Source organism: Pseudomonas sp. AG1028 (genome assembly GCF_007993955.1).
Classification (GTDB): Bacteria; Pseudomonadota; Gammaproteobacteria; order Pseudomonadales; family Pseudomonadaceae; genus Aquipseudomonas; species Aquipseudomonas straminea.
The window spans coordinates 127226-153597 of record NZ_VIVP01000005.1 but is presented as its reverse complement, the minus strand read 5'-3'; the positions used below and the strand labels follow the sequence as shown (position 1 = coordinate 153597).

The 26372-nt window shown below is 63.8% G+C and carries 26 protein-coding genes and 2 pseudogenes; 8 read left to right on the top strand and 20 right to left on the bottom strand.

Features of this window, described 5'->3' with window-relative positions:
- Window positions 1-44: 44 nt before the first annotated feature.
- The 10 genes from FB481_RS09690 to glyQ all read right to left on the bottom strand — a co-directional run bounded on the left by FB481_RS09690 (window position 45) and on the right by glyQ (window position 10448).
- Entirely contained in the window at window positions 45-977 is a 933-nt protein-coding gene (locus tag FB481_RS09690; protein ID WP_075929005.1) for a phosphatidate cytidylyltransferase, read from the bottom strand.
- A 1-nt stretch (window position 978) separates the two neighbouring features.
- Complete coding sequence (locus FB481_RS09685; protein ID WP_093501073.1) at window positions 979-1599, bottom strand: lysophospholipid acyltransferase family protein; 621 nt, start codon at window positions 1597-1599, stop codon at window positions 979-981.
- Window positions 1600-1609: 10 nt separating this feature from the next.
- The gene (locus FB481_RS09680; RefSeq protein WP_178109859.1) at window positions 1610-2065 is read right to left on the bottom strand and encodes a hypothetical protein; all 456 of its coding nucleotides are present in this window, start codon (window positions 2063-2065) and stop codon (window positions 1610-1612) included.
- The gene (locus tag FB481_RS09675; RefSeq protein ID WP_147176200.1) at window positions 2055-3404 is read right to left on the bottom strand and encodes a phosphatase PAP2/dual specificity phosphatase family protein; all 1350 of its coding nucleotides are present in this window, start codon (window positions 3402-3404) and stop codon (window positions 2055-2057) included. Before FB481_RS09675 ends, FB481_RS09680 begins: the two co-directional genes overlap by 11 nt.
- The gene (locus FB481_RS09670; RefSeq protein WP_147176199.1) at window positions 3404-5161 is read right to left on the bottom strand and encodes a bifunctional alpha/beta hydrolase/class I SAM-dependent methyltransferase; all 1758 of its coding nucleotides are present in this window, start codon (window positions 5159-5161) and stop codon (window positions 3404-3406) included. The genes FB481_RS09675 and FB481_RS09670 overlap by 1 nt, the downstream gene beginning before the upstream one ends.
- 10 nt (window positions 5162-5171) lie before the next feature.
- Window positions 5172-5789 (bottom strand): CDP-alcohol phosphatidyltransferase family protein, encoded by a 618-nt coding sequence (locus FB481_RS09665; protein WP_093501067.1) that lies wholly within the window; start codon window positions 5787-5789, stop codon window positions 5172-5174.
- A 228-nt stretch (window positions 5790-6017) separates the two neighbouring features.
- Window positions 6018-6794 (bottom strand): 1-acyl-sn-glycerol-3-phosphate acyltransferase, encoded by a 777-nt coding sequence (locus FB481_RS09660; RefSeq protein WP_093501064.1) that lies wholly within the window; start codon window positions 6792-6794, stop codon window positions 6018-6020.
- A gap of 35 nt (window positions 6795-6829) precedes the next feature.
- On the bottom strand, window positions 6830-7363 hold the full coding sequence (gmhB, locus tag FB481_RS09655) for a D-glycero-beta-D-manno-heptose 1,7-bisphosphate 7-phosphatase (protein ID WP_093501061.1): 534 nt from the start codon (window positions 7361-7363) through the stop codon (window positions 6830-6832).
- Between the two features lie 86 nt (window positions 7364-7449).
- Window positions 7450-9504, bottom strand: a complete 2055-nt coding sequence (glyS, locus tag FB481_RS09650; protein WP_093501059.1) for a glycine--tRNA ligase subunit beta — start codon at window positions 9502-9504, stop codon at window positions 7450-7452.
- Window positions 9501-10448 (bottom strand): glycine--tRNA ligase subunit alpha, encoded by a 948-nt coding sequence (gene glyQ / locus FB481_RS09645; RefSeq protein ID WP_013789144.1) that lies wholly within the window; start codon window positions 10446-10448, stop codon window positions 9501-9503. The genes glyS and glyQ overlap by 4 nt, the downstream gene beginning before the upstream one ends.
- 348 nt (window positions 10449-10796) lie before the next feature.
- Between glyQ and FB481_RS09640 the strand changes: the two genes are divergently transcribed.
- From FB481_RS09640 to FB481_RS09625, 4 genes are all read left to right on the top strand, one after another.
- Window positions 10797-11360: a DNA-3-methyladenine glycosylase I gene (locus FB481_RS09640; protein WP_093501056.1), complete on the top strand. Its 564-nt coding sequence runs from the start codon at window positions 10797-10799 to the stop codon at window positions 11358-11360.
- On the top strand, window positions 11357-11971 hold the full coding sequence (locus FB481_RS09635; RefSeq protein ID WP_093501055.1) for a pyridoxamine 5'-phosphate oxidase family protein: 615 nt from the start codon (window positions 11357-11359) through the stop codon (window positions 11969-11971). Before FB481_RS09640 ends, FB481_RS09635 begins: the two co-directional genes overlap by 4 nt.
- Window positions 11972-12060: 89 nt before the next feature.
- Window positions 12061-12948, top strand: coding sequence for a lysophospholipid acyltransferase (locus tag FB481_RS09630; protein WP_093501246.1), 888 nt, complete (start codon window positions 12061-12063; stop codon window positions 12946-12948).
- Window positions 12949-13043: 95 nt separating this feature from the next.
- On the top strand, window positions 13044-13310 hold the full coding sequence (locus FB481_RS09625; protein WP_093501053.1) for a PilZ domain-containing protein: 267 nt from the start codon (window positions 13044-13046) through the stop codon (window positions 13308-13310).
- A 33-nt stretch (window positions 13311-13343) separates the two neighbouring features.
- Here FB481_RS09625 and choX read toward each other — a convergent pair whose 3' ends face one another.
- Window positions 13344-14270 (bottom strand): choline ABC transporter substrate-binding protein, encoded by a 927-nt coding sequence (gene choX, locus FB481_RS09620; protein ID WP_147176198.1) that lies wholly within the window; start codon window positions 14268-14270, stop codon window positions 13344-13346.
- A 252-nt stretch (window positions 14271-14522) separates the two neighbouring features.
- Between choX and FB481_RS09615 the strand changes: the two genes are divergently transcribed.
- The gene (locus FB481_RS09615; protein ID WP_093501048.1) at window positions 14523-15065 is read left to right on the top strand and encodes a C40 family peptidase; all 543 of its coding nucleotides are present in this window, start codon (window positions 14523-14525) and stop codon (window positions 15063-15065) included.
- Between the two features lie 308 nt (window positions 15066-15373).
- Window positions 15374-16024: a 7-cyano-7-deazaguanine/7-aminomethyl-7-deazaguanine transporter gene (locus FB481_RS09610; protein ID WP_093501045.1), complete on the top strand. Its 651-nt coding sequence runs from the start codon at window positions 15374-15376 to the stop codon at window positions 16022-16024.
- 70 nt (window positions 16025-16094) lie between these two features.
- Here FB481_RS09610 and FB481_RS09605 read toward each other — a convergent pair whose 3' ends face one another.
- Window positions 16095-17378, bottom strand: coding sequence for an MFS transporter (locus tag FB481_RS09605; RefSeq protein ID WP_093501043.1), 1284 nt, complete (start codon window positions 17376-17378; stop codon window positions 16095-16097).
- A gap of 172 nt (window positions 17379-17550) precedes the next feature.
- Between FB481_RS09605 and FB481_RS09600 the strand changes: the two genes are divergently transcribed.
- On the top strand, window positions 17551-18450 hold the full coding sequence (locus tag FB481_RS09600) for a LysR family transcriptional regulator (protein ID WP_147176197.1): 900 nt from the start codon (window positions 17551-17553) through the stop codon (window positions 18448-18450).
- 42 nt (window positions 18451-18492) lie between these two features.
- Here the strand turns inward: FB481_RS09600 and FB481_RS23560 are convergent.
- The 8 genes and pseudogenes from FB481_RS23560 to def all read right to left on the bottom strand — a co-directional run.
- A pseudogene (locus FB481_RS23560) lies at window positions 18493-18989 on the bottom strand (methyl-accepting chemotaxis protein); the annotation flags it as partial.
- Between the two features lie 411 nt (window positions 18990-19400).
- Window positions 19401-20027: pseudogene (locus FB481_RS23555) on the bottom strand (cache domain-containing protein); the annotation flags it as partial.
- 12 nt (window positions 20028-20039) lie between these two features.
- Window positions 20040-20486, bottom strand: coding sequence for a hypothetical protein (locus FB481_RS23550; protein WP_372239562.1), 447 nt, complete (start codon window positions 20484-20486; stop codon window positions 20040-20042).
- Between the two features lie 146 nt (window positions 20487-20632).
- Complete coding sequence (locus FB481_RS09590) at window positions 20633-20953, bottom strand: lipopolysaccharide assembly protein LapB (RefSeq protein WP_093501037.1); 321 nt, start codon at window positions 20951-20953, stop codon at window positions 20633-20635.
- Window positions 20954-20964: 11 nt separating this feature from the next.
- Window positions 20965-22338, bottom strand: coding sequence for a Trk system potassium transporter TrkA (trkA, locus tag FB481_RS09585; protein WP_147176196.1), 1374 nt, complete (start codon window positions 22336-22338; stop codon window positions 20965-20967).
- Window positions 22335-23651, bottom strand: coding sequence for a 16S rRNA (cytosine(967)-C(5))-methyltransferase RsmB (rsmB, locus tag FB481_RS09580; RefSeq protein ID WP_147176195.1), 1317 nt, complete (start codon window positions 23649-23651; stop codon window positions 22335-22337). Before rsmB ends, trkA begins: the two co-directional genes overlap by 4 nt.
- On the bottom strand, window positions 23648-24589 hold the full coding sequence (gene fmt, locus FB481_RS09575) for a methionyl-tRNA formyltransferase (RefSeq protein ID WP_147176194.1): 942 nt from the start codon (window positions 24587-24589) through the stop codon (window positions 23648-23650). Before fmt ends, rsmB begins: the two co-directional genes overlap by 4 nt.
- Window positions 24590-24659: 70 nt before the next feature.
- The gene (def, locus tag FB481_RS09570; protein ID WP_013789174.1) at window positions 24660-25166 is read right to left on the bottom strand and encodes a peptide deformylase; all 507 of its coding nucleotides are present in this window, start codon (window positions 25164-25166) and stop codon (window positions 24660-24662) included.
- A gap of 153 nt (window positions 25167-25319) precedes the next feature.
- Here def and FB481_RS09565 point away from each other — a divergent pair, with 153 nt between their 5' ends.
- Complete coding sequence (locus FB481_RS09565) at window positions 25320-26360, top strand: LysM peptidoglycan-binding domain-containing protein (RefSeq protein ID WP_093501028.1); 1041 nt, start codon at window positions 25320-25322, stop codon at window positions 26358-26360.
- The last annotated feature ends 12 nt before the right edge of the window (window positions 26361-26372 follow it).

The following is a 26372-nucleotide window of genomic DNA, read 5'->3' as shown; positions in this document are numbered from 1 at the left end:
GGCCTTGCGCCGGGTTTTTTATTGCCTATCAATTGCTTATGGCGTCAGCCCCACCAGTAACGCACCATATGGAAGAACACCGGTGCGGCGAAGCATACCGAGTCGAGGCGGTCGAGCATGCCGCCGTGGCCTTCGATCATGTGGCCCCAGTCCTTCACGCCGCGGTCGCGTTTGATCGCCGACATCACCAGGCCGCCGGCGAAGCCAAGCAGGCACACCAGCAGGGCGAACAGGGCGGCCTGCCAGAAGGCGAACGGGGTAATCCAGTACAGCGAGGCGCCGACCAGGGTGGCCAGGGCCACACCGCCAAAGAAGCCTTCCACGGTCTTGGATGGGGAGAGGTTGGGGGCGATCTTGCGTTTGCCGGCCAGCTTGCCGCACACGTACTGCAGAACGTCGGAGATCTGCACCACGATCACCAGCCAGGCAATCAGCAGCAGGTTGCGGCCTTCATAGCCGGCGATCTCCAAGGTCAGCAGCGCCGGTACGGTGGAGATGCAGTACACCGCGATCATCAGGCCCCACTGCACCTTGGACGTACGTTCGAGAAAGCGTGTGGTGTCGCCGCCCAAGGACGAGAGGATCGGCAGCAGCAGAAACACGTAGACCGGAATGAAGATGGCGAACAGGCCATACCAGCCGATACCGATCAGCAGGTACTGCATCGGCAGCGCGAAGTAGAAGGCGGCAACCAGTGCCGGGTAGTCACTGCGCCGGGTGGGGGTGAGCGTCATGAATTCGCGCAGGGCGTAGAACGACACGCAGTAGAACAGCACCACCACGCCGATATTGCCGAACAGGAAAGCGAAGCCGATCACCGCCACCATCGCCCACCAGGCGTTGATGCGGGCGTTGAGGTTGTCGATGACCGAATGGGGCCCCGGGCCGGCACGTAGTTTCAGCAACCAGCCGATCAGGCTGGCGAGCAACAGCAGACCACCGATACCGGCGAACAACAGCAAGGTATTACGATCCATCTCAAGCCTCCTCGGGAGCCAAGGCCAACAGGCTGCTGCGGGCACGTTCGAGGTAGGCGTCTTTGCCCTCCTCCTCACCCATGCCCAGTGGCGCGCCGAAATTCAGGGTGCATAGCAACGGCAGCGGCAAGGCACGGCCCTTGGGCATCACCCGGTTGAGGTTGGCGATCCACACCGGAATCACCTCGACATCCGGGCGTGCCTTGGCCAGGTGATAGAGGCCGCTCTTGAACGGCAGCAGGCCGTCTTCCAGATTGCGGGTGCCTTCGGGGAAGACGATCAGCGAATCACCCTCGCCCAGCGCATCGAGCATCGCCTGCAGTGGGTTGGCACTGGGATCGCTGCGCTGGCGATCGACCAGTACGCCGTTGAACACCCGCTGGATCACGAAGCTGCGCAACGCGCCCTTCATCCAGTAGTCGGAGCCGGCCACCGGGCGGGTGCGCTTGCGCAGCTCGGCGGGCAGCGATGCCCATAGCAGCACGAAGTCGCCGTGGCTGCTGTGGTTGGCGTAGTAGATGCGTTGCACTGGCTGCGCGGTGCTGCCGAGCCATAGGGCGCGCGCACCGGTGAGCAGTCGCGCACCAGAGGTGATGAGAAAGGCGACCAGCGAGGCGAGCATGACAGAGTCCTTATCCGAATCGAATGTGTGAAAGCCACGGCATCAGCACGATGGCTGCCAGTGCGACCAACAGTTGCAGAGCCAGCCATAGCGCCTGCAAACGCAGCAGGCGCACGGCACCCTGGCTGCGTTGTTCCCAGCTGCGCGCGGGCTCGCCCTGGCGGCCCAGCGACGCCAGTGCCTGATCGAGCTCTGCGGTACGGCGATCCAGCTGCTCGGGCGCCGCGGCCAGGCCGGCGAACAGCTCTGCATCGAGGGCGACGCGCAGGGCGTAATACTTCTGGATCAGCCCGCACACTAGCAGTGCGATGCATACCGCCGCGCCTGTGCTCAGTGCCATGAAGCCGAGCAACGGGCCCAGACCGACGACCAGCGCCAACAGGCTCAGGGCGCTGGATGCGCGGTCGAGGGCTTTACCGCGGCGCAGCATGGCGGCGATCAGCCTGAGGTGCATCTCACTGGCCATGCAGCACGCCTCCGTCTGTGGATAAGTATGGCGCTGGAATGCCTTCCAGCGCCTGCAGATGCACGCTTCCCAGTACGACCTGTGGGCGAGCCTGGCGCAGCGTCGAAACGGCCTCTGCGACGCTCCTGCAGCGACCGCTGTGCAGTAACCAGGCGGCGATGGCGGTGGCGCTGCGTGAGTAGCCCAGGGCGCAACACACCAGCACCGGCCCGTGACGACGCAGATTCTCGATGGCCAGGGCCGCCTGCAGGCAGTGTTCGCTGCTGGGGGCGATCAGGTCGAGGTTGCCCAGTTCGCGGTAGGCCTTGCCGTCGACCCGGCACGGCAGCTCGGCGCAGAGATCGGCGATGGCGGCGAAGTTCTGCGCTTCCTCCCTGCCGGGAATACGCCCCAGCCATACGCCATCGGCCACTTCATCGGGCTGCGGATGCTTACGGGTCCAGGCGCGGGAATTGATCCAGGCAGCGGCCAGATAAGGTGCTAGTAGCCAGGTGCCGGCGGCGCTGAGACGGCCATCGGCACGCTTCTGGAAACCCGCGGCGCCGAACAGCGCGTAATTGAGCGCCACGATCAGCAGCGACAACGCCGGCCACATCAACCACAGAGCCGCGCCGCCGAAATGGATCGCCAGCGCGCTGCACGAAGCCCCGCCAAAGGCATAGCGCAGGGCCAGCCGCCAGCGCTTCGGATCACGGGCCAGGCGCCAGGCAAACAGCGGGCTGCGTCCTTCGCTGGGCCACAGCCACAGACACAGGAAGCCGGCGAGCAGGCCGGTCGGTACATCGATGAAATGGTGTTGCCAGGTGGTCAGCACCGACAGGCCGATCAAGAAAAACCAGATATGCACGACCACGCGCCACAGGCCACTGGCGTGCTGGGCGAAGCACGCCCAAAGCACCACCAGCAGGGTGATATGCAGCGACGGGGCCTGGTTGAACGGTTTGTCGAAGCCCATCAGCAGGTCGAACATCATCCCGAACAGCCCATCCAGCGCCGGTCGGTCGAAGGTAAAACGCAGTGGCCAAAGCAGGAAGCAGGTAATGCAGATTACCTGCGCGTTGAGCAGTCGCAGACCGAGGCGATCCACCGCAGCACGGGTAGGCGGTAACAGGAAGGCCAGGCCGTAGAGCAGGTCGATCGACCAGTAGGGAATGATCGTCCACGGCCACAAGGGAATCTGTCGCTCCCAGCCGAACACCAGGCTGCCGACGTCGTCACGTTGCGCGGTGTAACCGTTGGCGAAGCCGTAGGTGCCGAAGAACAGCGGCGCGAGCAGCAGCAGCCAGAGTACGCCGCGCTTCCATAGCCCGGTTTCCGGGGCGACCGCGGCGGGCGTCATCAGGACACCCGCTGCGCCAGGGACACGCTGAAGATGCCCCACTCGTCGATGCGCTGGGTGATCTTGCGAAAGCCTGCCGCTTCGACCAGTTGATCCATCTCTGCCTGGCTGCGCCGGCGCATCACCCAGGCTTCTCCGCCGCGGTGGCTGGTCAGGGCGCGGGCGATCAGTTCCAGCTGCGGGTGCCAGGGTTGGCCGGTGTAGATCAGGTAACCGCCCTCTTCCACGGCTGCCGCGAGGCCTGCCAGGGAGTCGCCGACCATGGCGTTGCTGGCGAACAATTCATACAGGCCGGAGACCACTGCCAGGGTCGGTTTGGGATCCAGCGCTGCCAGGTCGGCCTTGTCGAAAGCGTCGCCTTTGACGAACCGGGCGATGCTGCCCAAGCCTTTCTGCTCGATCAATGCCGAGCCGTCACGCACGTTGATGTCGCTGTAGTCGCGCAGCAGGATCGAATCCGGTTTATCGCTGCCCTGCTCCAACGACTCAAGGATGTAGCGGCCATGCCCGGCAGCGATGTCGACGATGCGCACTGAGCGGTCTTGCTCGCGCAACTTGCCCATGGCCAGGCGCAGCAGCTCTTCGGCATGCACCTTGCGCTGGCGAATGCCCCGCCAGCCGATGGAGTTCAGGTAGTTGCGGTCGATCAGCCGGCCAATAGGCGAGTTGCCGGTTGGCGTGTTGCGATACACGTAATCCAGGGTGCTGCCCGAATCGAAGCCGGTCTCGAAGCCCAGTTTCACGCCGGCGGAAAGGTTGCTGCCGAGGCGCATGCTGGCTCGGGTAGCGCGCCAGTAAAGATCGCGCGGGGAGTTTTTGGGTAGCGGCGCCGCCAGCTCTTCGGCCTCGGCGCAGCTCCAGCCGAGGCGGTCGGCGTGGAGCAGCGACGGGCGCTGCAGCGGCTGTTCGAACGCCTTCACCACGAAACGTCGAATTCGGCTGAGGGCATGGGCACGATCGCGCTCGCCCAGGGTGTCGTGAAAGAACCCGGGCAGGATGTGAATTTCCTTGTCCAGGCTGCCCAGGCGCGCGAAGAACTGCTCCTGGGGTTTGCGATGTACCACGAAGTCGCTGCCGGAGATCAGCAACTGGGTAGGAATCTGAATGGCCTGGGCATCGGCCACCACCCGTTCGGCAGCGTCGTAGAGACCCAGCAGCATGTTCACCGAAATAGGCCGGCTGATCAGCGGGTCGGCCTCGAACGAGGCGATGCGCTGCGGATCGTGGCTGAGAAACTTGGCTTTCACGTAGCTGTTGACGAAGAAGTTGCCGCGCCAGGCGCGCATCAGCTTAAGGCCCGGGCGAGCGAAAGGTACGTACAGCTTGACCTTGAAGGCTGGTGAAGCGAGCACCAGGGCGCGGATCTTCGGTGCGTAGTCGTGGACCCAGGTGGAGATCACCACGGCGCCGACGCTCTGGGCCAGCACCACCATGTCCGTGGTGTCGATGCCGTAGGTGGCCGCGATATGGTCGATGAAAGTCTGCACGTCGCGCACGCTGGTAGCGAAGCTCGGGCTGTCGCCCCGCTCCCCCGGCGATTCGCCATGGCCTCGGGCGTCCAAGGCGAAGAAATCGAAGCCTTCTAGCCCAAGTTCTTCGACCAGGTGGGCCATGCGCCCGCCGTGCTCATGGCCGCGGTGAAACATCACGATGGCGCGGCGGGCTGCCTGCGGCTGCATAGCGTCGGCGGCCCAGTGCCGGTAGAACAGGCTTACGCCGTCGTGGGTCGTGAAGGTATTGCAGCGAACTTCAGTCATCGAGGCATTCCTATTGCGCAGAAGAAGACGCTTGCGCCAGGCCCTGGCGTACGCGGTTGAACAGCGTGTACAGCAGCAGCGCGGTGATTACCGCGAGAATCGGGTTGATCCAGCTCAGCGGCAAGAGCGCGGTGGCCACGCCAGCGCCCAGCACGCCAAAGCAGAAGGCGCGATCGCTCTTGCCCATCGGGCCGTCATAGCGGCGCGAGGCGCCGACCATCGGCCCCATCACCCCGGCGTATTCGCTGATCAGCGCGAACAGCACCAGGATCACCACCAGAGTCGGTGACACGCCAGGCAGCAAGGCGAAAGGCAGGAACAAGGCGGCATCGGCGATCACGTCGCACAGCTCGTTAAGGTAGGCCCCTAGAGTAGATTGCTGGCTGAACTCGCGGGCCAGCATGCCGTCCACGGCGTTGAGCGCCATACGCAGAATCATCCACAGCGGGATCAGTGCGAACAGCCAGAGGCGGTCGGGAAAGATCGCCAGCAGCAGGCCGATGAGCACCGACACCACGGCAGCGGCCAGCGTCACCTGGTTGGCAGTGACGTCGCGGTCGTACAGGCGTTGCACCAGGGGGCGCAGAAGATTCTGAAAGCGGGGTTTCAGCTGATAGATCGAAAGCATGCTACGAACTCCGTTTCGCCATGTTTCTAGGTTTTGCAGTTCGCCAGCTTAGCCGTTTAAGCCCCCGTCAGGCGAGATACCAACGTGAACATCGTCATGTGTCGCGCAAAAACTTATGCCCACTTTATCGACAGAATGGGTACCAATAAAAATCCTTATTTATCAGTACCATGGGAGTGTAAATTCAATTAAATGGAAAATTGCTCAACAGGTTATCCACAGATCGCGTCAGGCGAGATCGTTGGACGTTTCCACTGCGGCGGCTTGCGGACTCAAGGCACCGATTTCACATTGCGCTTGGCTGACCCACTCGAAAGCGCGGTCGTTGAGGTTGGCAATCGCCCGTGGGCCCTCGCCTTCGGCATACATCGCCGGGCCGATCACCACCTGCACCACGCCTGGTTTCTTGCTCCAGCCGTCTTTCGGCCAGAACTGCCCGGCATTGTGGGCAATCGGCAGCACCGGCAGGTTGCTGTTCACCGCCAAGGCGGTGCCGCCGCGGGAGAACTTGCCGATCTGGCCGTCCGGGATGCGCGTGCCTTCCGGGAACACCAGTACCCAGGCGCCTTGTTCCAGGCGCGTGCGGCCCTGTTGGGCGAGTTGCTTGAGCGCGGCCTTGGGGTTGCTGCGATCGATGGCGATGGGCTTGAGCATGGACAGCGCCCAGCCGAAGAACGGCACGTACATCAGCTCGCGCTTGATGACCTGGCTCAGCGGCTCGAAGTAGGCGCACAGGAAGAAGGTCTCCCAGGTGCTCTGGTGCTTGGCGAGGATCACACAGGGGCGCTCGGGAATATTTTCTGCGCCCGTAACCTCGTACTTGATGCCGGCAATCACCTTGGCCAGCCAGACGGCACTGCGGCACCAGGCCTGCACCACGAAACGGTAGCGGGCACGGAACGGCAGGAAGGGCGCGACGAACACGCTGATGATGCACCAGACGAACGAGCTGGAAGACAGCAGCAGGTAGAAGAGTACGGTTCTGAGGGACTGCACTGGCGACATGGGAGCGATTACCGTGGCAGGGCGTGCCTGCGCTATCAAGTGAGAAGCCGGGCAGCCACGGCCGCCAGGTCGTCGAATATCAGGGTGCCGGTTGGCAGAGCGGCTTTGGCCAGGGTGCGTTCGCCCTTGCCGGTTTTCACCAGCACGGGCTGACAGTCGACGGCGAGCGCCGTTTCCAGGTCACTGGCGCTGTCACCCACGAACCACACGCCGGCGAGCGACACATCGTAGTGCGCGCCGATCTGGCGCAGCATGCCGGGCTTGGGCTTGCGGCAATCGCAGCCATCGTCCGGGCCATGGGGGCACTGCACGATCAGGCCGACTTCACCGCCCTGCTCCGCCACCCGCTCACGCAACCGCGCGTGCATGGCTTCCAGCACGCTCAGTGGATAATAGCCGCGAGCGATGCCGGACTGGTTGGTGGCCACGGCCACGGTCCAGCCCGCCTTGCTCAGCGCGGCGATGGCCTCGATGGAGCCGGGGATCGGAATCCACTCCTCGAGGCTTTTGATATAGGCGTCGGAATCCTGGTTGATGACCCCGTCGCGGTCGAGAATGATCAGCTTCATAAAACTGGCTCCAGGCCTCAGGCTTCAGGCTTCAGGTCCGGCTATTGAGCCTGCGGCCTGTAGCTTGAAGCCTTGCGCCTTGGGCGTTAGCCCAGTACCGAGATATCGGCGACGCCCAGGAACAGGCCACGCAGACGCGCCAGCAGCGCATAGCGGTTGGCGCGAACCTTGGGGTCTTCGGCGTTGACCAGCACCGCTTCGAAGAAGGCGTCCACCGGCGTACGCAGCGAGGCCAGTTGGGCCAGCGCTTCGCGGTACTGACGCGACTGCGCCAGCGGTTGCACGGCATTGTCGGCCTTCTGGATCGCGGCGTTGAGGGTGAACTCGGCCGGCGTATCGAAGTAGTGGGCTTCGATGCTGCTCGCCACTTGCCCGTCGGCCTTGCTCAGCAGGTTGGACACACGCTTGTTGGCGGCGGCCAGTGCTTCGGCTTCAGGCAGCTTGCGGAAGGCCTGCACGGCCTGCACACGCTGGTCGAAGTCCAGCGGCGACAGCGGGTTCACGGCACGCACGGCCTGGTAGACCGATACGTCCACGCCTTCGTCTTCATAGCGCGCACGCAGGCGGTCGAAGATGAATTCCAGCACCTGCGGGGCCAGGCCGGCGGCCTTGACCTTGTTGCCGTACTGGCGCACGGCGAACTCGACGGTGGCGCCCAGGTCCAGCTCCAGACCCTTCTCGATGAGGATGCGCAGCACGCCCAGGGCAGCACGGCGCAGTGCGTACGGGTCCTTGCTGCCGGTGGGCAGCATGCCGATACCGAAGATGCCGACCAGGGTGTCGAGCTTGTCGGCCAGGGCCACTGCCGCACCGGTCAGGGTGCTCGGCAGCTCGGCGCCCGCGCCACGTGGCATGTACTGCTCGTTCAGGGCCAGGGCGACGTCTTCCGGCTCACCATCGTTCAGCGCGTAGTAGTAGCCGGCGATGCCCTGCATTTCCGGGAATTCACCGACCATTTCACTGGCCAAGTCGCACTTGCTCAGCAGGCCGGCGCGAGCGCCACGCTTGGCGTCGCCGCCGATGCGTCCGGCGATGAATCCGGCCAGGGCCGAGACGCGCTGGGCCTTGTCGTAGACGGTGCCGAGCTGGGCCTGGAACACTACGTTGGCCAGGCGCTGATTGAACGCTTCCAGCGGCTGCTTCTTGTCCTGTTTGAAGAAGAACTCGGCGTCGGTGAGACGCGGGCGCACGACCTTCTCGTTACCGGAGATGATCTGCGTCGGATCCTTGCTCTCGACGTTGGCCACGGTGATGAAGCGCGGCAGCAGTTTGCCGTCGGCATCGAGCAGGCAGAAGTACTTCTGGTTGTCCTGCATGGTGGTGATCAACGCTTCCTGGGGCACTTCCAGGAAGCGCTCCTCGAAAGAGCAGACCAGCGGCACCGGCCATTCGACCAGGGCGCTGACTTCGTCGAGCAGCGCCGGTGGCACGATGGCGCTGCCCTGCTGCTCGGTGGCCAGCTGTTCGATGCGCTTGGCGATCTGCTCGCGGCGCTCGGCGACGTCCGCGATCACGTAGGCGGCGCGTAGCTCCTGGGCGTACATGGCGGGCGCAGAGATGCGCACTTCATGGTTGGCGTGGAAGCGGTGGCCACGGGAGAAGCGGTTGGCCTTCTGGGCGAGGATTTCGCAGTCGACGATCTGATCGCCGAACAGCATCACCAGCCACTGGCTCGGGCGGACGAATTCGGTCTTGCGGGCACCCCAGCGCATGCGCTTGGGAATCGGCAGCTCGTTCAGCGAGTTTTCCACGATGCCGGGCAGCAGCGTGTAGGCGCGTTGGCCGGGGATGTGCTGGCTGAATTTCAGCTTCGGCCCGCTCTGGTCGATGGCCGACAGTTCCACGCCGCACTTCTTGGCGAAGCCCAGTGCAGCCTGCGTCGGATTGCCTTCGGCGTCGAAGGCGGCCTGCACGGGCGGGCCGTCGAGGTTGACGGTGCGGTCCGGCTGTTCGGTGGCCAGTTGCTCGACCAGCACGGCCAGGCGGCGTGGCGCGGCGTAGTAGCGCGCGCCACGGTAGCTCAGGCCGGCGGCCTTGAGGCCTTTCTCGATACCGGCGAGGAAGGATTCGCCCAGGGTTTTCAGGGCTTTGGGTGGCAGCTCTTCGGTGCCCAGTTCAACCAGAAAATCGAGCGCACTCATTCTGCTGCCTCCAGCTTGGCCAGTACTTCATCACGCAGATCGGGGGCGGCGAGCGGGAAGCCCAGGCGGCGACGGGCCTGCAGATAACTCTGCGCCACGGCGCGGGCCAGGGTGCGCACGCGCAGGATGTACTGCTGGCGCGCGGTCACCGAAATGGCGCGGCGGGCATCCAGCAGGTTGAAGGTGTGCGAAGCCTTGAGGACCATCTCGTAGGTCGGCAGCGGCAGCTCCAGTTCGATCAGGCGGTTGGCTTCGCTTTCGTAGAAGTCGAACAGCTCGAACAGTTTCTCGACGTTGGCGTGCTCGAAGTTGTAGGTCGACTGCTCCACTTCGTTCTGGTGGAACACGTCGCCGTAGGTCACCTTGCCGAACTGGCCGTCGGTCCACACCAGGTCATAGACCGAATCGACGCCCTGCAGGTACATGGCCAGGCGCTCGAGACCGTAGGTGATCTCGCCGGTGACCGGGTAGCACTCGATGCCGCCGACCTGCTGGAAGTACGTGAACTGGGTGACTTCCATGCCGTTGAGCCAGATTTCCCAGCCCAGACCCCAGGCGCCCAGGGTCGGCGATTCCCAGTTGTCTTCGACGAAACGGATGTCGTGCACCAGCGGATCGATGCCGATGGCCTTCAGCGAGCCCAGGTAAAGCTCCTGGAAGTTTTCCGGGTTGGGCTTCAGGACCACCTGGAACTGGTAGTAGTGCTGCAGGCGGTTGGGGTTCTCGCCGTAGCGGCCGTCGGTGGGGCGACGCGATGGCTGCACGTAAGCGGCGTTCCAGGTTTCCGGGCCGATGGCGCGCAGAAACGTGGCGGTGTGGAAGGTACCGGCGCCCACTTCCATGTCATAGGGTTGCAGTACCACACAGCCTTGCTCGGCCCAGTATTGTTGCAGGGCGAGGATCAAGTCCTGGAAGGTGCGCACGGCAGGCGTTGTCTGGCTCACGAAAAATTCACCTGTTGGGGCTGCGACAGAAAGCCGGAGAGTATACCCGAAGCAAGGCGCAGCCCGCATGCTGCGCCGTCTTGCCTGATAGAACGGCCGCGGCGCAGGGCATGTCCTGTGGATAGTGTTGTGGCCGCCTCGATGAATTTGAAGCTGGCGAGAGGTGAGCCCTCTGGCGGCGACTCGCCCCGGCGTTTATTGGAGCGCGCCATGCGCGCGAAACGGTCATCAGCGTTTCGGCGGGAAGCCTGTTGGTCGAGCTCGATATGGCCCCGGGTTTCACCCAGGCTACAGCAGCCTTTAGTCCGCGGTTATAGTCTGCCCTCGCCCCTCACCGAGCCGACTGCCATGCCCCGCTGTTTCTGGTGTAACGACGACCCCCTGTATCAGGCCTATCACGACGAGGAATGGGGTGTGCCGTCGCGCGATCCCCAGCATCTGTTCGAGATGCTGCTGCTCGAAGGCGCCCAGGCCGGGTTGTCGTGGATCACCGTGCTGAAGAAACGTGAGCGTTATCGTGAAGTGCTGTTCGGCTTCGATGCCGAGCGCCTGGCCGCAATGAGCGACGATTACATCGAAACCCTGATGCAGGACTCGGGCATCATCCGCAATCGCCTCAAGCTGCAGGCTGCGCGCAAGAATGCCCAGGCCTGGCTGCGCCTGGACGATCCGGTGGCGCTGCTCTGGTCGTTCGTCGGCGGCCAGCCGAAGATCAACCATTTCGAGGGCCGTGGCGACGTACCGGCGGTCACGCCCGAAGCCGAGGCCATGAGCAAGGCGTTGAAGAAGGCCGGCTTCACCTTCGTCGGTCCGACCATCTGCTACGCCTTCATGCAGGCCACCGGCATGGTCATGGACCACACCCGCGACTGCGATCGCTACGCCCAACTGCAACAGGAGGCCCGCCCATGAGCGCCACCATCGACACCCTCGAGCAGCTGCAGGCGCTGTACGGCATGCCTCATGAGCGCTCGCTGCGCAAGGAAATGCCCTGCCTGAGCGCGCCCTATCAGGCGCTGGTGGCCGCATCGCCTTTCGTGGTGCTGGGCACTCACGGCCCGGACGGGCTGGACTGCTCGCCGCGGGGCGACGCACCGGGGTTCGTACGAGTTCTCGATGAGCGCACCCTGCTGCTGCCGGATCGCCCCGGCAACAACCGCATCGACTCCTTGCGCAACATCATCCACGACCCCCAGGTGGCGCTGCTGTTTCTGATCCCTGGGGTCGGCGAGAGCTTCCGGGTCAACGGCCGCGCGAGCATCTCGCTGGACCCTGAATTGCTGGCGCTGTGCGAAGCGCAAGGTAAGCTGCCGCGCAGCGTGCTGCGCATCAGCGTCGACACCTGCTACTTCCAGTGTTCCAAGGCGGCGGTGCGCTCGGGCCTGTGGAATGCCGAGCGCCAAGTTGAGCGGGCCAGCCTGCCGTCGGCGGGCGACCTGCTCAAAGCGGTGATGGACGAGAGTTTCGACGTCGAAGCCTACGAACAGCAGCTTCAGGAGCGCCTGAAAACCCAGCTTTACTGAAGGTTTGCGCGTTTCTGTTCGTGTATGTAACGGCCACATCGGCTCTTCGGGCGGTTACAATGAGCGCCTTTTCTCAATCGGAGCTGTTCGTGGAAAAGCTCAAAGGCGCGCTGGTGGTCGGTTCCCTGCGCTTGTTTGCCCTCCTGCCCTGGCGCGCTGTGCAGTCGCTCGGTGCGATCATCGGCTGGCTGATGTGGAGGCTGCCCAACGGCTCTCGTGACGTGGTGCGCATCAACCTCGCCAAATGCTTCCCCGAATTGAATGCTGCCGAGCACGACAAGCTGGTAGGCCGCAGCCTCATGGACATTGGCCGCACCCTGACCGAAAGTGCTTGCGCCTGGGTTTGGCCCGCGCACAAGTCGCTGGCGCGCGTGCGTGAAGTCGAAGGCCTGGAAGTGCTGGAAGCGGCGCTGGCTTCTGGCAAGGGCGTGGTCGGCATTACCAGCCACCTGGGCAACTGGGAAGTGCTCAACCACTTCTACTGCTCGCAGTGCAAACCGATCATTTTCTACCGCCCGCCCAAGCTCAAGGCGGTCGATGACCTGCTGCGCGAGCAGCGCGTGCAGCTGGGCAACCGCGTGGCACCGTCGACCAAGGAAGGCATCCTCAGCGTCATCAAGGAAGTGCGCAAGGGCGGCGCGGTGGGCATTCCCGCCGACCCGGAGCCAAGCCTGTCGTCCGGGATGTTCGTGCCCTTCTGCGGCACCGTGGCGCTGACCAGCAAGTTCGTGCCGGGCATGCTTGCCGGCGGCAAGGCGGTGGGCGTGTTCCTGCATGCGCTGCGCCTTGAAGATGGCTCCGGCTACAAGGTCATCCTCGAAGCCGCGCCGGAAGCGATGTACAGCGAAGACACCTACACCGCTGTGGCGGCCATGAGCAGCGTGGTCGAGAAGTACGTGCGCGCCTACCCCAGCCAGTACATGTGGAGCATGAAGCGTTTCAAGAAACGCCCCGAGGGCGAAGCGCGCTGGTACTGAAATTTGTGGCGCCTCGCAATGAGGCGCCGTTTCGCTAGGCTTGTTCGGTGTTTTGAGCTATTTAACGGGGCACACCTTCTCGAGGCTGCCAGGACATGTCTGCCAACCAGCGTCAGCATCCCCGTACACCGATGAAATGCCGCATCAAGATTTGCCACCCGAGCTTCGGCGAGCTGGTCGCTCAGACCCGCGACCTGTCCGACGGGGGCGTGTACGTCAAGCACGATGACCTGGCCGCTCTGGAACTCGGCACCCGGGTGACCGGCCAGGTGCAGGATTTGCCCATCGCGGCGCCCATCCTGGAAATGGAAGTCATGCGCGTTACCCCCGAGGGCGTGGGGCTGCGCTTTATTCGCGAGTGAATTCGACAGGCCGGCGCTCCGCTGGCCTCGTGCTTACAGCTTGGCCTTCACTGCCGCCAGTCCGTCACCGCCATCACGGGTTTTCACACCCTCCAGCCAGCCGTCTAGCACCTGCGGGTTGGCCTTGATCCAGTTTTTGATGGCGGTGCCGTTGGCCTCCTTGCGGTTGAGCACGTCGTCCATGATGGTGTTTTCCATCTCCTGGGTGAATTTCAGGTTGGTCAGCAGCTTGCCCACGTTCGGGCATTCGGCAACAAAGCCTTTGCGGGCCAGGGTGTTGACCGAACCGGTGCTGCCGAAGAATTTCTCGCCGCCCTTGAGGTACTGCATGTTGAACTGCACGTTCATCGGGTGCGGCGTCCAGCCCAGGAACACCACGAACTCGTCGCGTTTCACCGCGCGGCCGACCTGTACCAGCATGGCCTGCTCGCTTGACTCGACCAGCTGCCAGTCGCCCAGGCCAAACTCGTTACCGGCGATCATCTGGCGAATATAGTCATTGGCCGGCGAGCCCGAGCCGATGCCATAGATCTTCTTGCCGAACTTGTCGGCGAATTTGGCGAGGTCGTTGAAATCCTTCACGCCAGCTTCGTGGGCGTAGGTCGGCACGGCCAGGGTGTATTCGGTGCCGCCGAGGTTTTCCACCACCTTGTCGATCTGCCCGCTGGCTACGTAGCGGTCGTAGTCGTGCTGGCCGGCCGGCATCCAGTTGCCGAGGAACACGTCGACCTGCCCTTTCTGCAACCCGGCGAAGATGATCGGCACGGCCAGGGTGCGCGTCTGCGCTTTGTAGCCCAGGCCATCGAGCAGCAGGCTGGCGATTCCGTTGGTGACCGCGATATCGCTCCAGCCCGGGTCGGCAAGGCTGACGCTGGCGCACTTGGCGTCTTCGGCGTGGGCATGGAGGCTGACGCTGAGGGCCAGCAACCCGGCGGTGATCACGGTCTTCAGAGGCTTCATCGGCGGTGTCCTTATGCATGAGGAAGCCTTAACCCTAGCAGATGAAGGTGCTGATCTTATTGCCGTTGGAGATCGTTAACGGCATATACCGTTCGTCGCCAAAGGTGAACAGAATTGAACCGATTGTGGTCTTGGGCTGTCCGTCCATGGGATGTGCGGAGCACTCTTTTATTTCATTATTTAGGTTGCAAGTGGCTGATTCAGGAAGGGATTCGCGGCGCTTGGCTTGAGTCTTCTTTCTAGGTCATCACATTGAATAAACTGATTATCTCTCTGATTTTAGGTAGCACCCTCTTATGTGCTGCGGCTGGCAACGCATCCGCCAGCTTCCGGGTTCACATGCAGGACGGCAGCAGCCGTGTCGTCGCCCCCGCCAAACTCGATCCTAACTCCTCCCAAGCCGTTGTTCGTCGCGCATTGAGCGCGTTGGGCACGCCCTATCGCTGGGGTGGCACCAGCCCCGAGCACGGTTTCGACTGCAGCGGCTTGGTCAAATACGCCTTCAAGCAGGTCGATGACCTCGATCTGCCGCGTACTTCCCGCGACCTCTCCCGCGTCGACGGCCCCAAGGTGGCCAAGGGCGATCTGGAGCCGGGCGATCTGCTGTTCTTCCGCATCCGCGGGCGCAACGTCGACCACGTGGCCATTTACCTGGGCAACGACCGCTTCATTCACGCGCCGCGTCGCGGCACCAACGTGCGTATCGACAAGCTCAGCGACGGCTACTGGAAGAAGCACTTCCAGCTGGCGCGTCGGGTGATGCCGGACGGTGCGCAGCTGGCGAGTAACAACTGACAGGATCGGCGGAACGACATGTTGTGTGGCGGGAGTGGCCGTTCGCGTGAATTGTAGGAGGGGCCGGGCGGCGATCCGCTTTAGCCCCGAGTTCTTTGCGCCTGGTAAAGCTCGTGGCTGAAGCCCCTCCCACAAAAGCAGCTGCGCAACGTCTGCTTCTTCCTTCGACGCATCACTATTGAAGAAGCCCGCCATCCGCCAGGCGGGCTGTCGCCAGCGCGGTCCAGGCAGTACACTGCGCGCCGCTCGCTGCCATGTCGGTGGCAGCAATGGGTTCCCTAACCCCATTTCACGAAAAAGGACATCCCATGACCCTGCTTCCCGCCTCGGTCAGCCGCTCCGTATTGGCAGCGCTGATCGCGTTTCACATCCTCATCATCATCGCCAGCAACTACCTGGTGCAGCTGCCGATCACCCTGTTCGGCTGGCACACCACCTGGGGTGCGTTCAGCTTTCCGTTCATCTTTCTGGCCACCGACCTTACCGTACGCCTGATCGGCAAGCACGCTGCCCGCGTGGTGATCGCCCGAGTGATGGTGCCGGCACTGATCGCTTCCTACATCGTCTCGGTGCTGTTCCATGACGGCGCCTTTGGCGGCCTGGCGGCCATCGGCGAATTCAACCTGTTCGTGTTCCGCATCGCGCTGGCCAGCTTCCTGGCATACGTGCTTGGCCAACTGCTCGACATTCAGGTGTTCGACCGCCTGCGCAAGTTGCCGCAGTGGTGGATTGCGCCGACTGCCTCGAGCGTGTTCGGCCAGGCCATGGATACCCTGGCGTTCTTCTCCATCGCCTTCTGGCAGAGCAGCGACCCTTTCATGGCTGCCAACTGGGTGGAAATCGCCATGGTGGATTACGTGATCAAGCTGGCCGTCAGCCTGGCGCTGTTCGTGCCGCTGTACGGCATGCTGCTTGGCGCCATCGTACGGCGCCTGCCGCAACGCAGCGTGCTGAACTGAGTCAGCCGCACACGAAAACGCCGGATCCCCTCACGGGCATCCGGCGTTTTTGTTTACGCGTGTGATCGGCTCAGCGCGACGCCACCGCTATGGGCAACGCCTGCAGGCGCGACAGGTGCAGGGCTACGGCCAGGGAGATCAACAGCAGCGAGCCGATGAACAGGCCCAGGCCGTCCCAGCCGCCGGCCTGCCAGAACACGCCGCCCAAGGTGCCGGCGACGCTGGAGCCCAGGTAGTAGCAGAACAGGTACAGCGACGATGCCTGGCCCTTTGCTTGCTTGGCGCGGCGGCCGATCCAGCTGCTCGATACCGAGTGGGCGCCGAAGAAACCGAAGGTGAACAGCAGCATGCCAACCAGGATCACCGGCAGCACGTTGAACAGGGTCAGCACCAGGCCGCCTAGCATCAGGCCGATCACCGCCCACAGCACCTTGCGCCGGCCCAGCTTGTCGGCCAGGGCGCCGACCTGCGCGGAGCTGTAGATGCCGGACAGATAGACGATCGACAGCAGGCCGATGCTGGTCTGGTCGAGCTTGAACGGCGCTTCGATCAGCCGGTAGCCAATGTAATTGAACAGGGTCACGAAGGCGCCCATCAGCAGGAAGCCCTGCAGGAACAACCACGGCAGGCCCGCATCACGAAATTGCAGGGTGTAGCCCTGCAGCAGGCTGCGCGGGCGCAGCGAGCGGGCGCGGAAGTTGCGCGACTCGGGCAGCAGGCGCCAGAACGCCAGACCGGCCAGCAAGCCCAGGCCACCCAGGGTGCCGAGTACCGCGTGCCAGGACATGAAGTCGACCAACACGCCGCTGAGCAGGCGCCCGCTCATGCCACCGATGGCGTTGCCGCCGATGTACACGCCCATGGCCAGGCCCAGGTGCAGCGGGTCGATTTCCTCGCTGAGGTAACTCATGGCTACGGCGGCCAGACCGCTGAGCGCAAGGCCGACCAGTGCGCGCATCACCAGCACGCCTTCCCAGGTTGGCATCAGCGCACTGCCGACGGTGAACACGGCGGCGGCGAGCAGCGACACGACCATTACCGGTTTACGGCCCAGTGCATCGGACAGCGGCCCGGTTATCAACAGGCCGAGGGCCAGGGTGATGGTAGAGACGGAAAGGATCAGGCTGCTCTGCGCGGCGCTCAAATCGAACTGGCGCGCCAGCATCGGCATCATCGGTTGCACGCAGTAGAGCAGCGCGAAGGTGGCGAAACCGCCGCTGCACATGGCGAGAATGGTGCGCAGAAAGGCATGGGTGCCCTTCTGGATGTAAATGGGCTCCAGAGGCGCGCTGCCGGGCGCAGGTTTCTCATTCTGGGGGCTGATGCACGCGTCGGGTGTAACGGGCTGACTCATTGCTTCCTCGTGAATTTACTTTCCCCAGGCAAAACGCCGCCGTATGCGCTGGCACCGGCCAGCACGGGTGGTTGTTGTTATTGGGAATGGCGTCAGGATAAGTAGGCTGGCAAGTTCTTTCCAATATAATATTCGACCCAATCGATACGTATAGCGACCTATTGGGGCGAACATGGAACTGCGCCATTTGCGTTACTTCGTGGCGGTGGCCGAAGAGCTGCACTTCGGCCGAGCCGCCGATCTATTGGGTATCTCTCAACCACCGCTGAGCCAGCAGATCCAGGCACTGGAGCAGGAACTCGGCGTGCGCCTGTTCGAGCGCAGTAACCGGCATGTTGCGCTCACCGATGCCGGGCGGCTGTTTCTCGAGGAAACGCGGCAGACCCTCGCACAGGTCAGCAAGTCGGTGGACGTGGTGCGCCGCGCCGAGCAAGGCGAAATCGGCGAGCTGCAGATCGGCTTTACCGCTTCGGCACCGTTTGTGTCGATCATTCCGCGGGCGGTATTCGCCTTTCGCCAGGCGTTCCCGGCGGTGCACCTCAATCTGCAGGAAATGACCAGCCGCCAGGTCAGCCAGGCGCTGCAGGAAAAGAAGCTGCAGATCGGCATGATTCGACCACTTGAACTGCCCGCCGAACTGGACGCGGTTGAGCTGCTGCGCGAGCCGCTGGTGGCGCTGCTGCATGCCGGACACCCATTGGCCGGTGAGCACGATCGAGGGCTGGCGCTCGCCGAACTGGCAAACGAGCCGTTTGTGTTCTTTCCGCGTAGCTATGGCAGCGGCCTGTACGGACAGCTGTTCAACCTGGCGCGCCAAGCCGGGTTCAGCCCGCGCATTACCCAGGAGGCCCACGAGGCGTTGACCATCATCGGTCTGGTGGCCGCGGGGCTTGGGGTGTCGGTGTTGCCGGCGTCGTTTCGGCGCATTCGCATCGATGGCGTGGTGTTTCGCACCCTGACCGATACCGACGCCACCACCGCGGTGTGGCTGGTCAAACGCCGTCAGGAGCGCTCGCCCCTGGCCCAGGCCTTTATCGACCTGCTGACCCGTGAGGTGCAGGCGCTCAAGTAGCGAGTGCCGACTCCCACATCAGGCGTGGGAGCCGGCCGTCGATCAACGTACCTTGAAGCGGTTCATCAGGCTGATCACCCGGCCGTTGGCTTCCAGCAGGCTGCGGGTGTTGTCTTCGCTGGCGTGGCCGCTCTGCACAAGATCGTCGACCATGTGGCGGATCTGCACCATGCTGTGGTTGATCTCCTCGGTCACTGCGCTCTGCTGCTTGGCGGCGGTGGCGATCTGGGTACTGAGCGTGTTGATCTGGTTGACCGAGCTGGCCATCTCGTCGAGCCCGGCATTGACCCGCGCCGTGGCGTCCGCCGCCGACTGGCAACTGGCCTGGGTATTTTCCATGGCGGTCACCGAGGAGCTCACCCCGCTGGTCAGGCGGGCGAGCATCTCGTTGATCTGCGAGGTGCTGGCCTGGGTGCGCGCCGCCAGGGCTCGTACTTCGTCGGCGACCACCGCGAAGCCGCGACCCTGCTCACCTGCTCGCGCCGCTTCGATGGCGGCGTTGAGGCCAGCAGGTTGGTTTGCCCGGCAATGGCACCGATTACGTCGAGGGTTTCGGTGATGCGCGCGGCGTCCTGGCGCATGTTCTCCACGGTGCTGGTGGCACTGGCTACCTCGCCGATCAGCGCAGTCACGCTGTTCGAGGCTTCGCCCACTACCACGCGAGAGCGGTCGGCATGCTCGTTGGCGCGCTGGGTGAAGGCGGCCGTCTCCGCGGCGTTCTGCGCCACGCTGTCGGCGGTGGCGCTCATTTCGGTGATGGCGGTGACGGTCTGGTCGGTTTCCGAGGCGTGACGCACCAGAATCTGGTTGGTTTGTGCTGAAGTCTGCTGCAGGCGCTCGAGCCCTGAGGACATGGCCGCGGTGGCCTGGGTCACTTCGCCGATCATATCCTGCAGGTAGACGATGAAGCGGTTGATCGAGTGGCCGATGGCGCCCAGTTCGTCTTCGGCACGGATGGTGATGCGTCGGGTGAGGTCGGCATCGCCGGTGGACAGTGCATCGATGTTGGCTTTCAGGGTCTTCATGCGCTGCACCAGCTGGCGGATCGCATACACGGCCATTGCCACGAGCAGCAACACCATGGGGATCTGTAGCAGCGCCAGGGTGCCCCGCACGTCATCGCGCTGGGCGGTGATCTGCGAGGTGGGCAGCGCGGTGGCGAGGAACCACGGGGTGCCGTCGATCGCGCGCATATAGAGGGTGCTGGCGACGCCGTCGTTATCGAATTCGCTGCGTTGCACCGGCTGGTTGCGTTGGGAGAGCGCCTTGCTGACCTGCACTGCGAACGCCGAGGTGGCAGTCAGCTCGCTGATGTTCTTGAGCACCACCGGGCTACTCAAGTGGGTGCTGTTGCTGATGATCTTGCCGTCGCCTTCAACGATCAGCATCTGCCCGCCGATGTCCTTCTCCTTGTCGGCGACCAGGTCGTTGAAGAAGCCCAAGGTCACGTCGATGGTGGCCACGCCGTAATCCACGCCGTTGCGCTGGATGGCCATGGCGCAGTTGGTTCGCGGCTCCTGGCTGGCATCGTCCTTGTAAGCAGCGGCCCAGGCGCACTGGCCACGGGGGGAGGCCAGGCCGCCCTTGTATTAGCTCTGGTCGTAGTAGTTGGGCGCCGGGTCGCTGTTCCAGAAGGTATTGACCACCAGCTTGCCGGAGCCGTCGCGGTGCCAGAAAGTGCTGTGCTTGTTACGCCCTGGGGTGCGCTGGTTGGGCAACGGCCAGATTCCGCCGCCGAAGACCTTCAGCTCGCCGTACTGGTCGACCAGGCCAGGCAGCACCTTGTCGATGGCGTCGCTTTCCAACAGGGGAATGGTCTGGGTGATGTTGCGTTGCTGGGCCTGAACCTTGTTCAGCTCGTCCTCGATGTCTTCCGCCACTTCGTCGATGCGGTTGAGCACCACCTGTTCTTCGGTATGGCGCAATGTTGGAGCAACCAGCTGACCGATGCCGACTACGGTCAGCACCATAAGGACCAGGACGAACAACACCAGAAACAGGGTATAGCGGCCTTGAATGGAGCGCAGTGCGGACATGGCGGTCGTCCCCGGAGAGCGGTTTTATTGTTGGTTTTATTGGAGCTTCCTAGGGCTATCGGCTTGCCGACGAACGGCTTAAGATCGGCGACGAGATAAATTTCGCCGCGGCCGTTCAGGATAATTTGCTGGTGCTGAACCGCCGCTCAGACGCTGGTGTTCTTGTCCAGCTTGCGCAGGAAGACGGTCATTTCCTTTTCCGCCTGCTTGTCGCCCTTGGCCTGGGCGGCTTCAATACCCTGCTGCCATGCACTGCGCGCGCTGTCGAGGTTGCCGGCAGACTGCTGAGCCTTGCCGAGCAGCTTCCACGCCGCCGAATACTGCGGGTCGTGTTCGACGCAGCGTTGCAGGTGTTCCGCAGCCTTGCTGGCATCGCCGGCATCCAGGTAACCCTTGCCCAAGCCGAAGCGCAGCAGTGAGTTATCCACACCCTTGGCGAGCATCTTTTCCAGTGCATCAGTGCTCATGAAAGGCTCCCTTAGAAGAATGTCAGGCCGACCTGGAACAGCCGCTCCACATCGCGTATGTGCTTCTTGTCCATCACGAACAGGATCACGTGGTCGCCGGACTCGATCACCGTCACGTCGTGGGCGATCAGCACTTCTTCGTCGCGGATGATCGCGCCGATGGTAGTGCCCGGCGGCAGCGAGATGTCCTTGATCGCCTTGTCGACCACCTTGCTCGAGCGCGCGTCGCCGTGGGCGATGGCCTCGATGGCTTCGGCGGCGCCCCGGCGCAGCGAGTGCACGCTCTCGATATCGCCGCGGCGCACGTGGGTCAGCAGGCTACCGATGGTGGCCAGCTGCGGGCTGATGGCGATGTCGATCTCGCCGCCCTGGATCAGGTCAACGTAGGCCGGGTTGTTGATCAGTGTCATCACCTTGCGCGCGCCCAGGCGCTTGGCCAGCAGCGACGACATGATGTTGGCTTCGTCGTCGTTGGTCAGGGCCAGGAAGATGTCGGCGTCCTTGATGTTCTCTTCCACCAGCAGGTCGCGGTCCGACGAGCTGCCCTGCAACACGATGGTGCTTTCCAGGTTCTCGGAGAGGTAGCGGCAGCGCGCCGGGTTCATCTCGATGATCTTCACCTGGTAGCGGCTCTCGATGGCTTCGGCCAGGCGTTCTCCGATATGCCCGCCGCCGGCGATCACCACCCGCTTGTATTCGTTCTCGACGCGGCGCATCTCGCTCATCACCGCGCGGATATCCGCCTTGGCGGCAATGAAGAACACCTCGTCGTCGGCTTCGATCACCGTATCGCCCTGGGGCATGATCGCCCGGTCACGGCGGAAGATCGCCGCCACCCGGGTGTCGACCTTGGGCATGTGCTGGCGGATCTGCTTGAGCTGCTGGCCGACCAGCGGGCCGCCGTAGTACGCCTTGACGCCGACCAGCTGGGCCTTGCCCTCGGCGAAGTCGATCACCTGCAGGGCGCCGGGGTATTCGATCAGGCGCTTGATGTAATTGGTCACCACCTGCTCGGGGCTGATCAGCACGTCGACCGGAATGGCTTCGTTGTCGAACAGTGCTTCGCGGGTCAGGTAGGCCGCTTCGCGCACCCGGGCGATGCGCGTCGGGGTATGGAACAGGGTGTAGGCGACCTGGCAGGCGATCATGTTGACTTCGTCGCTGTTGGTCACCGCCACCAGCATGTCGGCATCGTCGGCGCCGGCCTGGCGCAGCACGGTCGGGAACGAACCCTTGCCCTGCACGGTGCGGATGTCGAGGCGGTCCCCGAGGGCACGCAGGCGATCACCGTCGGTGTCCACCACGGTGATGTCGTTGGCTTCGCTGGCCAGGTGCTCGGCCAGGGTGCCGCCGACCTGGCCGGCGCCGAGGATGATGATCTTCATCGGGTTGCTCCAGCGGCTGCGATCTTGATCAGCTTGGCATAGTAGAAACCATCATGGCCGTCCTGCTCGGCGAGCAGCTGCCGGCCATGGGGCTGCTTGAGGCCGAACGGGCCGGCGATATCCAGCTCGCGGGCGCCGGGCGTACGCGCCAGGAAGGCGTCGATGACCTCGGTGTTTTCCGTTGGCAGCGTCGAGCAGGTGGCGTACAGCAGGATGCCGCCGACCTCCAGGGTCGGCCACATGGCGTCGAGCAGTTCGCCCTGCAGCGTGGCCAGCGCCGGAATGTCATCGGCCTTGCGGGTCAGCTTGATGTCCGGGTGGCGGCGAATCACGCCGGTGGCCGAGCAGGGCGCATCGAGCAGGATGCGCTGGAACGGCTTGCCGTCCCACCAGGCGGCCGTGTCGCGGCCATCGGCGGCGATCAGGGTGGCCTCGAGCCCGAGACGATCGAGGTTCTCGCGTACCCGCGCCAGGCGCTTGGCTTCCAGGTCCACGGCGACCACTTCGCTTAGCGCCGGTTCGGCTTCCAGCAAATGGCAGGTCTTGCCACCGGGCGCTGCGCAGGCATCCAGCACGCGCTGGCCGGGCGCCAGTTGCAGCAGGTCGGCGGCCAGTTGCGCGGCTTCGTCCTGCACGCTCACGTGGCCCTCGGCGAAGCCGGGCAGCAGGGTGACGTCGCAGGCTTGCAAGAGGCGGATGCCGTCGCGGCTGAACTCACAGGGTTCGGCCTCGAAACCGACCTGGCGCAGCCGCGCCAGGTAGTCATCGCGGCTGCCGTGGCGGCGGTTGACCCGCAGGATCAACGGCGGATGGGCGTTGTTGGCGGCGCAGATGGCCTGCCAATGCTCGGGCCAGAAGGCCTTGAGCTGCTTCTGCAACCAGCGCGGATGGGCGGTGTGCAGTACCGGGTCGCGATCCAGCTCCTGAATCAGGCTGTCGCCCTCGCGCTGGGCGTTGCGCAGTACGGCGTTGAGCAGGCCCTTGGCTGAGGTCTTCTTCAGCTTGTCGACGCAGCCGACCGTCTCGCCAATTGCCGCGTGGGCGGGGATGCGCGTGTAGAACAACTGGTAGAGGCCGACCAGCAGCAGGGCTTCGAGGTCGCGGTCGCCATCCTTGAAAGGCTTACGCAACAGCTTGGCGGCGATCAATTCGAGGCGTGGCTGCCAGCGTGCGGCGCCAAAGGCCAGATCCTGGGCGAGGCCGCGGTCGCGGGCCTCGACCTTGTCGAGCAGCGGCGGCAGGCTGGTGCCCAGCGACGCCTTGCCGTCGAGCACCGCGGCCAGGGCGCGGGCCGCGGCCAGCCTGGGGTTCATGCCAGCACCGTGCCGACGGCGAACTGCTCGCGGCGGCTGTTGTACAGATCGCTGAAGTTCAGCGCCTTGCCGCCGGGCAATTGCAGGCGGGTGAGCAGCAGGGCGCCGCTGCCGCAGGCGACGGTCAGGCCGTCCTTGCTGGCGGCGAGAATTTCCCCGGGCTGGCCCTGGCCTTCGCCGATACGCCCGGCCAGCACCTTGAGCGGCGCCTCGTTTAGCGTGCTGTGGCAGATTGGCCAGGGATTGAAGGCGCGGATCAATCGTTCCAACTCATCGGCCGGGCAGCTCCAGTCGATGCGCGCCTCATCCTTGTTGAGCTTGTGGGCGTAGTTGGCCTGGGCGTCGTCCTGCGCTTCACCCATCAGGGTGCCGCTGGCGAGACCCGCGATGGCCTCGATCACCGCCGGCGGGCCCAGTTCGGCCAGGCGATCGTGCAGGCTGCCGCCGGTGTCTTCGGCGGTGATCGGCGTGCGCACCTTGAGCAGCATCGGCCCGGTGTCCAGGCCGGCTTCCATCTGCATCACGGTCACGCCGCTTTCGGCATCGCCAGCCTGCACGGCGCGCTGGATCGGCGCCGCCCCGCGCCAGCGCGGCAGCAGCGAGGCATGGCTGTTGATGCAGCCGAAGCGCGGGATATCCAGCACCGCCTGGGGCAGGATCAGGCCGTAGGCGACCACTACCAGCAGGTCCGGTTTCAAAGCCGCCAGTTCGGCCTGGGCGGCGGCATCCTTGAGACTAGGCGGCTGCAATACGGGAATCGAGTTTTCCACAGCGAGCTGTTTGACCGGGCTGGGCATCAGCTTCTGGCCACGGCCGGCCGGGCGATCCGGCTGGGTGTACACGGCGACGATCTGGTGGTCGGTGCCGAGCAGCGCCTTGAGGTGGGCGGCGGCGAATTCCGGGGTGCCGGCGAATACGATACGCAGAGCTTCGGTCATGGGGTCTCGCTTTGACTGGGTGCTGAAAAAACAAAAGGCTTGCCGCGGCAAGCCTTTGTTGGAGGCCCGATCAGGCCTGCTGGCGGTGCTGCTTTTCCAGCTTCTTCTTGATGCGGTCGCGCTTGAGCGTGGACAGGTAGTCGACGAAAAGCTTGCCGTTGAGGTGGTCGCACTCGTGCTGGATGCACACGGCGAGCAGGCCCTCGGCGATCATCTCGAACGGCTTGCCGTCGCGATCCAGGGCGTTGATCTTCACTTTCTGCGGGCGGTCTACGTTCTCGTAGAAACCGGGTACCGACAGGCAGCCTTCCTGGTACTGGTCCATCTCGTCGGTCAGCGACTCGAACTCGGGGTTGATGAAGACCAGCGGCTCGCTCTTGTCTTCGGACAGATCCATCACCACCACGCGCTTGTGCACATTCACCTGGGTGGCGGCGAGGCCGATCCCGGGGGCGTCGTACATGGTTTCGAACATGTCGTCGATCAGCTGACGCAGGGCGTCATCGACCACGTCCACCGGCTTGGCGATGGTGCGCAGGCGCGGATCGGGAAATTCGAGAATGTTTAAAATCGCCATAATGCGTTTGTGATGCACTTGTGGAATAAATTCAAAATCCGCTGCTAAGATGACGCAAGCATTCAAAAAACGGCGTCAAGCCGCGGATTTACTGGGCTCTGTCGCAGCGCTAGGGCGCTTCACGCGAAGGCACATCATAAAGGGATTCACCGCATGAGGAAATCACTACTCGCCCTGCTGCTGGTTGGCGCGAGCAGCCTGGCGCAGACCGGGCTCGCCCTGGCCGATGTGCAGCTCAAGGAAGGTCATCCCGACCGCTACACGGTCGTGAAGGGCGACACCCTCTGGGATATCTCGGGCAAGTTCCTCAGCCAGCCCTGGAAGTGGCCGGAAATCTGGCACGCCAATCCCCAGGTGCAGAACCCTCATCTGATTTATCCCGGTGATGTGCTCAGCCTCGTCTATATCGACGGCAAGCCGCGCCTGGTGCTGGGTCGCGGTGATTCGCGCGGCACCATCAAGCTGTCGCCGAAGGTACGCAGCACGCCTATGGCTGAAGCCATTCCGACCATTCCGTTGGAGGCGATCAACAGCTTCCTGCTCAAGAATCGCATCGTCGACTCGCCGGAGCAGTTCCAGAGTGCGCCTTATATCGTTGCTGGCAACGCCGAGCGGGTGGTCAGTGGCGCGGGCGACCGCGTTTACGCCCGCGGTAGCTTCGACCCGACCGCGCCGGTGTACGGCATCTTCCGCCAGGGCAAGACCTACACCGACCCTGAGACCAAGGAATTTCTCGGCATCAACGCCGATGACATCGGCGGTGGCGAAATCGTTGCCGAAGAAGACAAGATCGGCACCCTCAACCTGACCCGCACCACCCAGGAAGTGCGCAACGGTGACCGCCTGTTCCCCACCGAGGAGCGCGCGATCAATTCGACCTTCATGCCCAGCGAGCCGAAGAGCGAGATCAAGGGCCTGATCCTCGACGTGCCGCGTGGTGTGAGCCAGATCGGCCAGTTCGACGTGGTCACCCTGAGCAAGGGCGCCCGCGACGGTCTCGAGGTCGGCAATGTGCTGGCCGTCTACAAGACCGGCGAAACCGTACGCGACCGGGTTACCGGCGAGTCGGTGAAGATTCCTGACGAGCGCGCTGGCCTGCTGATGGTCTTCCGCACCTATGAGAAACTCAGCTACGGCATGATCCTCAACGCCTCCCGGCAGTTGGCGGTGATGGACAAGGTACGCAATCCGTAACACCTGCAAGCC

What these genes read in the sequence shown, in the direction of transcription:
- FB481_RS09690 (WP_075929005.1), bottom strand. Translation starts at nt 977, where the DNA reads ATGGATCGTAATACCTTGCTGTTGTTCGCCGGTATCGGTGGTCTGCTG.
- FB481_RS09685 (WP_093501073.1), bottom strand. Translation starts at nt 1,599, where the DNA reads ATGCTCGCCTCGCTGGTCGCCTTTCTCATCACCTCTGGTGCGCGACTG.
- FB481_RS09680 (WP_178109859.1), bottom strand. Translation starts at nt 2,065, where the DNA reads ATGGCCAGTGAGATGCACCTCAGGCTGATCGCCGCCATGCTGCGCCGC.
- FB481_RS09675 (WP_147176200.1), bottom strand. Translation starts at nt 3,404, where the DNA reads ATGACGCCCGCCGCGGTCGCCCCGGAAACCGGGCTATGGAAGCGCGGC.
- FB481_RS09670 (WP_147176199.1), bottom strand. Translation starts at nt 5,161, where the DNA reads ATGACTGAAGTTCGCTGCAATACCTTCACGACCCACGACGGCGTAAGC.
- FB481_RS09665 (WP_093501067.1), bottom strand. Translation starts at nt 5,789, where the DNA reads ATGCTTTCGATCTATCAGCTGAAACCCCGCTTTCAGAATCTTCTGCGC.
- FB481_RS09660 (WP_093501064.1), bottom strand. Translation starts at nt 6,794, where the DNA reads ATGTCGCCAGTGCAGTCCCTCAGAACCGTACTCTTCTACCTGCTGCTG.
- gmhB (WP_093501061.1), bottom strand. Translation starts at nt 7,363, where the DNA reads ATGAAGCTGATCATTCTCGACCGCGACGGGGTCATCAACCAGGATTCC.
- glyS (WP_093501059.1), bottom strand. Translation starts at nt 9,504, where the DNA reads ATGAGTGCGCTCGATTTTCTGGTTGAACTGGGCACCGAAGAGCTGCCA.
- FB481_RS09640 (WP_093501056.1), top strand. Translation starts at nt 10,797, where the DNA reads ATGCCCCGCTGTTTCTGGTGTAACGACGACCCCCTGTATCAGGCCTAT.
- FB481_RS09635 (WP_093501055.1), top strand. Translation starts at nt 11,357, where the DNA reads ATGAGCGCCACCATCGACACCCTCGAGCAGCTGCAGGCGCTGTACGGC.
- FB481_RS09625 (WP_093501053.1), top strand. Translation starts at nt 13,044, where the DNA reads ATGTCTGCCAACCAGCGTCAGCATCCCCGTACACCGATGAAATGCCGC.
- choX (WP_147176198.1), bottom strand. Translation starts at nt 14,270, where the DNA reads ATGAAGCCTCTGAAGACCGTGATCACCGCCGGGTTGCTGGCCCTCAGC.
- FB481_RS09610 (WP_093501045.1), top strand. Translation starts at nt 15,374, where the DNA reads ATGACCCTGCTTCCCGCCTCGGTCAGCCGCTCCGTATTGGCAGCGCTG.
- FB481_RS09605 (WP_093501043.1), bottom strand. Translation starts at nt 17,378, where the DNA reads ATGAGTCAGCCCGTTACACCCGACGCGTGCATCAGCCCCCAGAATGAG.
- FB481_RS09600 (WP_147176197.1), top strand. Translation starts at nt 17,551, where the DNA reads ATGGAACTGCGCCATTTGCGTTACTTCGTGGCGGTGGCCGAAGAGCTG.
- FB481_RS23550 (WP_372239562.1), bottom strand. Translation starts at nt 20,486, where the DNA reads ATGTCCGCACTGCGCTCCATTCAAGGCCGCTATACCCTGTTTCTGGTG.
- FB481_RS09590 (WP_093501037.1), bottom strand. Translation starts at nt 20,953, where the DNA reads ATGAGCACTGATGCACTGGAAAAGATGCTCGCCAAGGGTGTGGATAAC.
- trkA (WP_147176196.1), bottom strand. Translation starts at nt 22,338, where the DNA reads ATGAAGATCATCATCCTCGGCGCCGGCCAGGTCGGCGGCACCCTGGCC.
- rsmB (WP_147176195.1), bottom strand. Translation starts at nt 23,651, where the DNA reads ATGAACCCCAGGCTGGCCGCGGCCCGCGCCCTGGCCGCGGTGCTCGAC.
- fmt (WP_147176194.1), bottom strand. Translation starts at nt 24,589, where the DNA reads ATGACCGAAGCTCTGCGTATCGTATTCGCCGGCACCCCGGAATTCGCC.
- def (WP_013789174.1), bottom strand. Translation starts at nt 25,166, where the DNA reads ATGGCGATTTTAAACATTCTCGAATTTCCCGATCCGCGCCTGCGCACC.
- FB481_RS09565 (WP_093501028.1), top strand. Translation starts at nt 25,320, where the DNA reads ATGAGGAAATCACTACTCGCCCTGCTGCTGGTTGGCGCGAGCAGCCTG.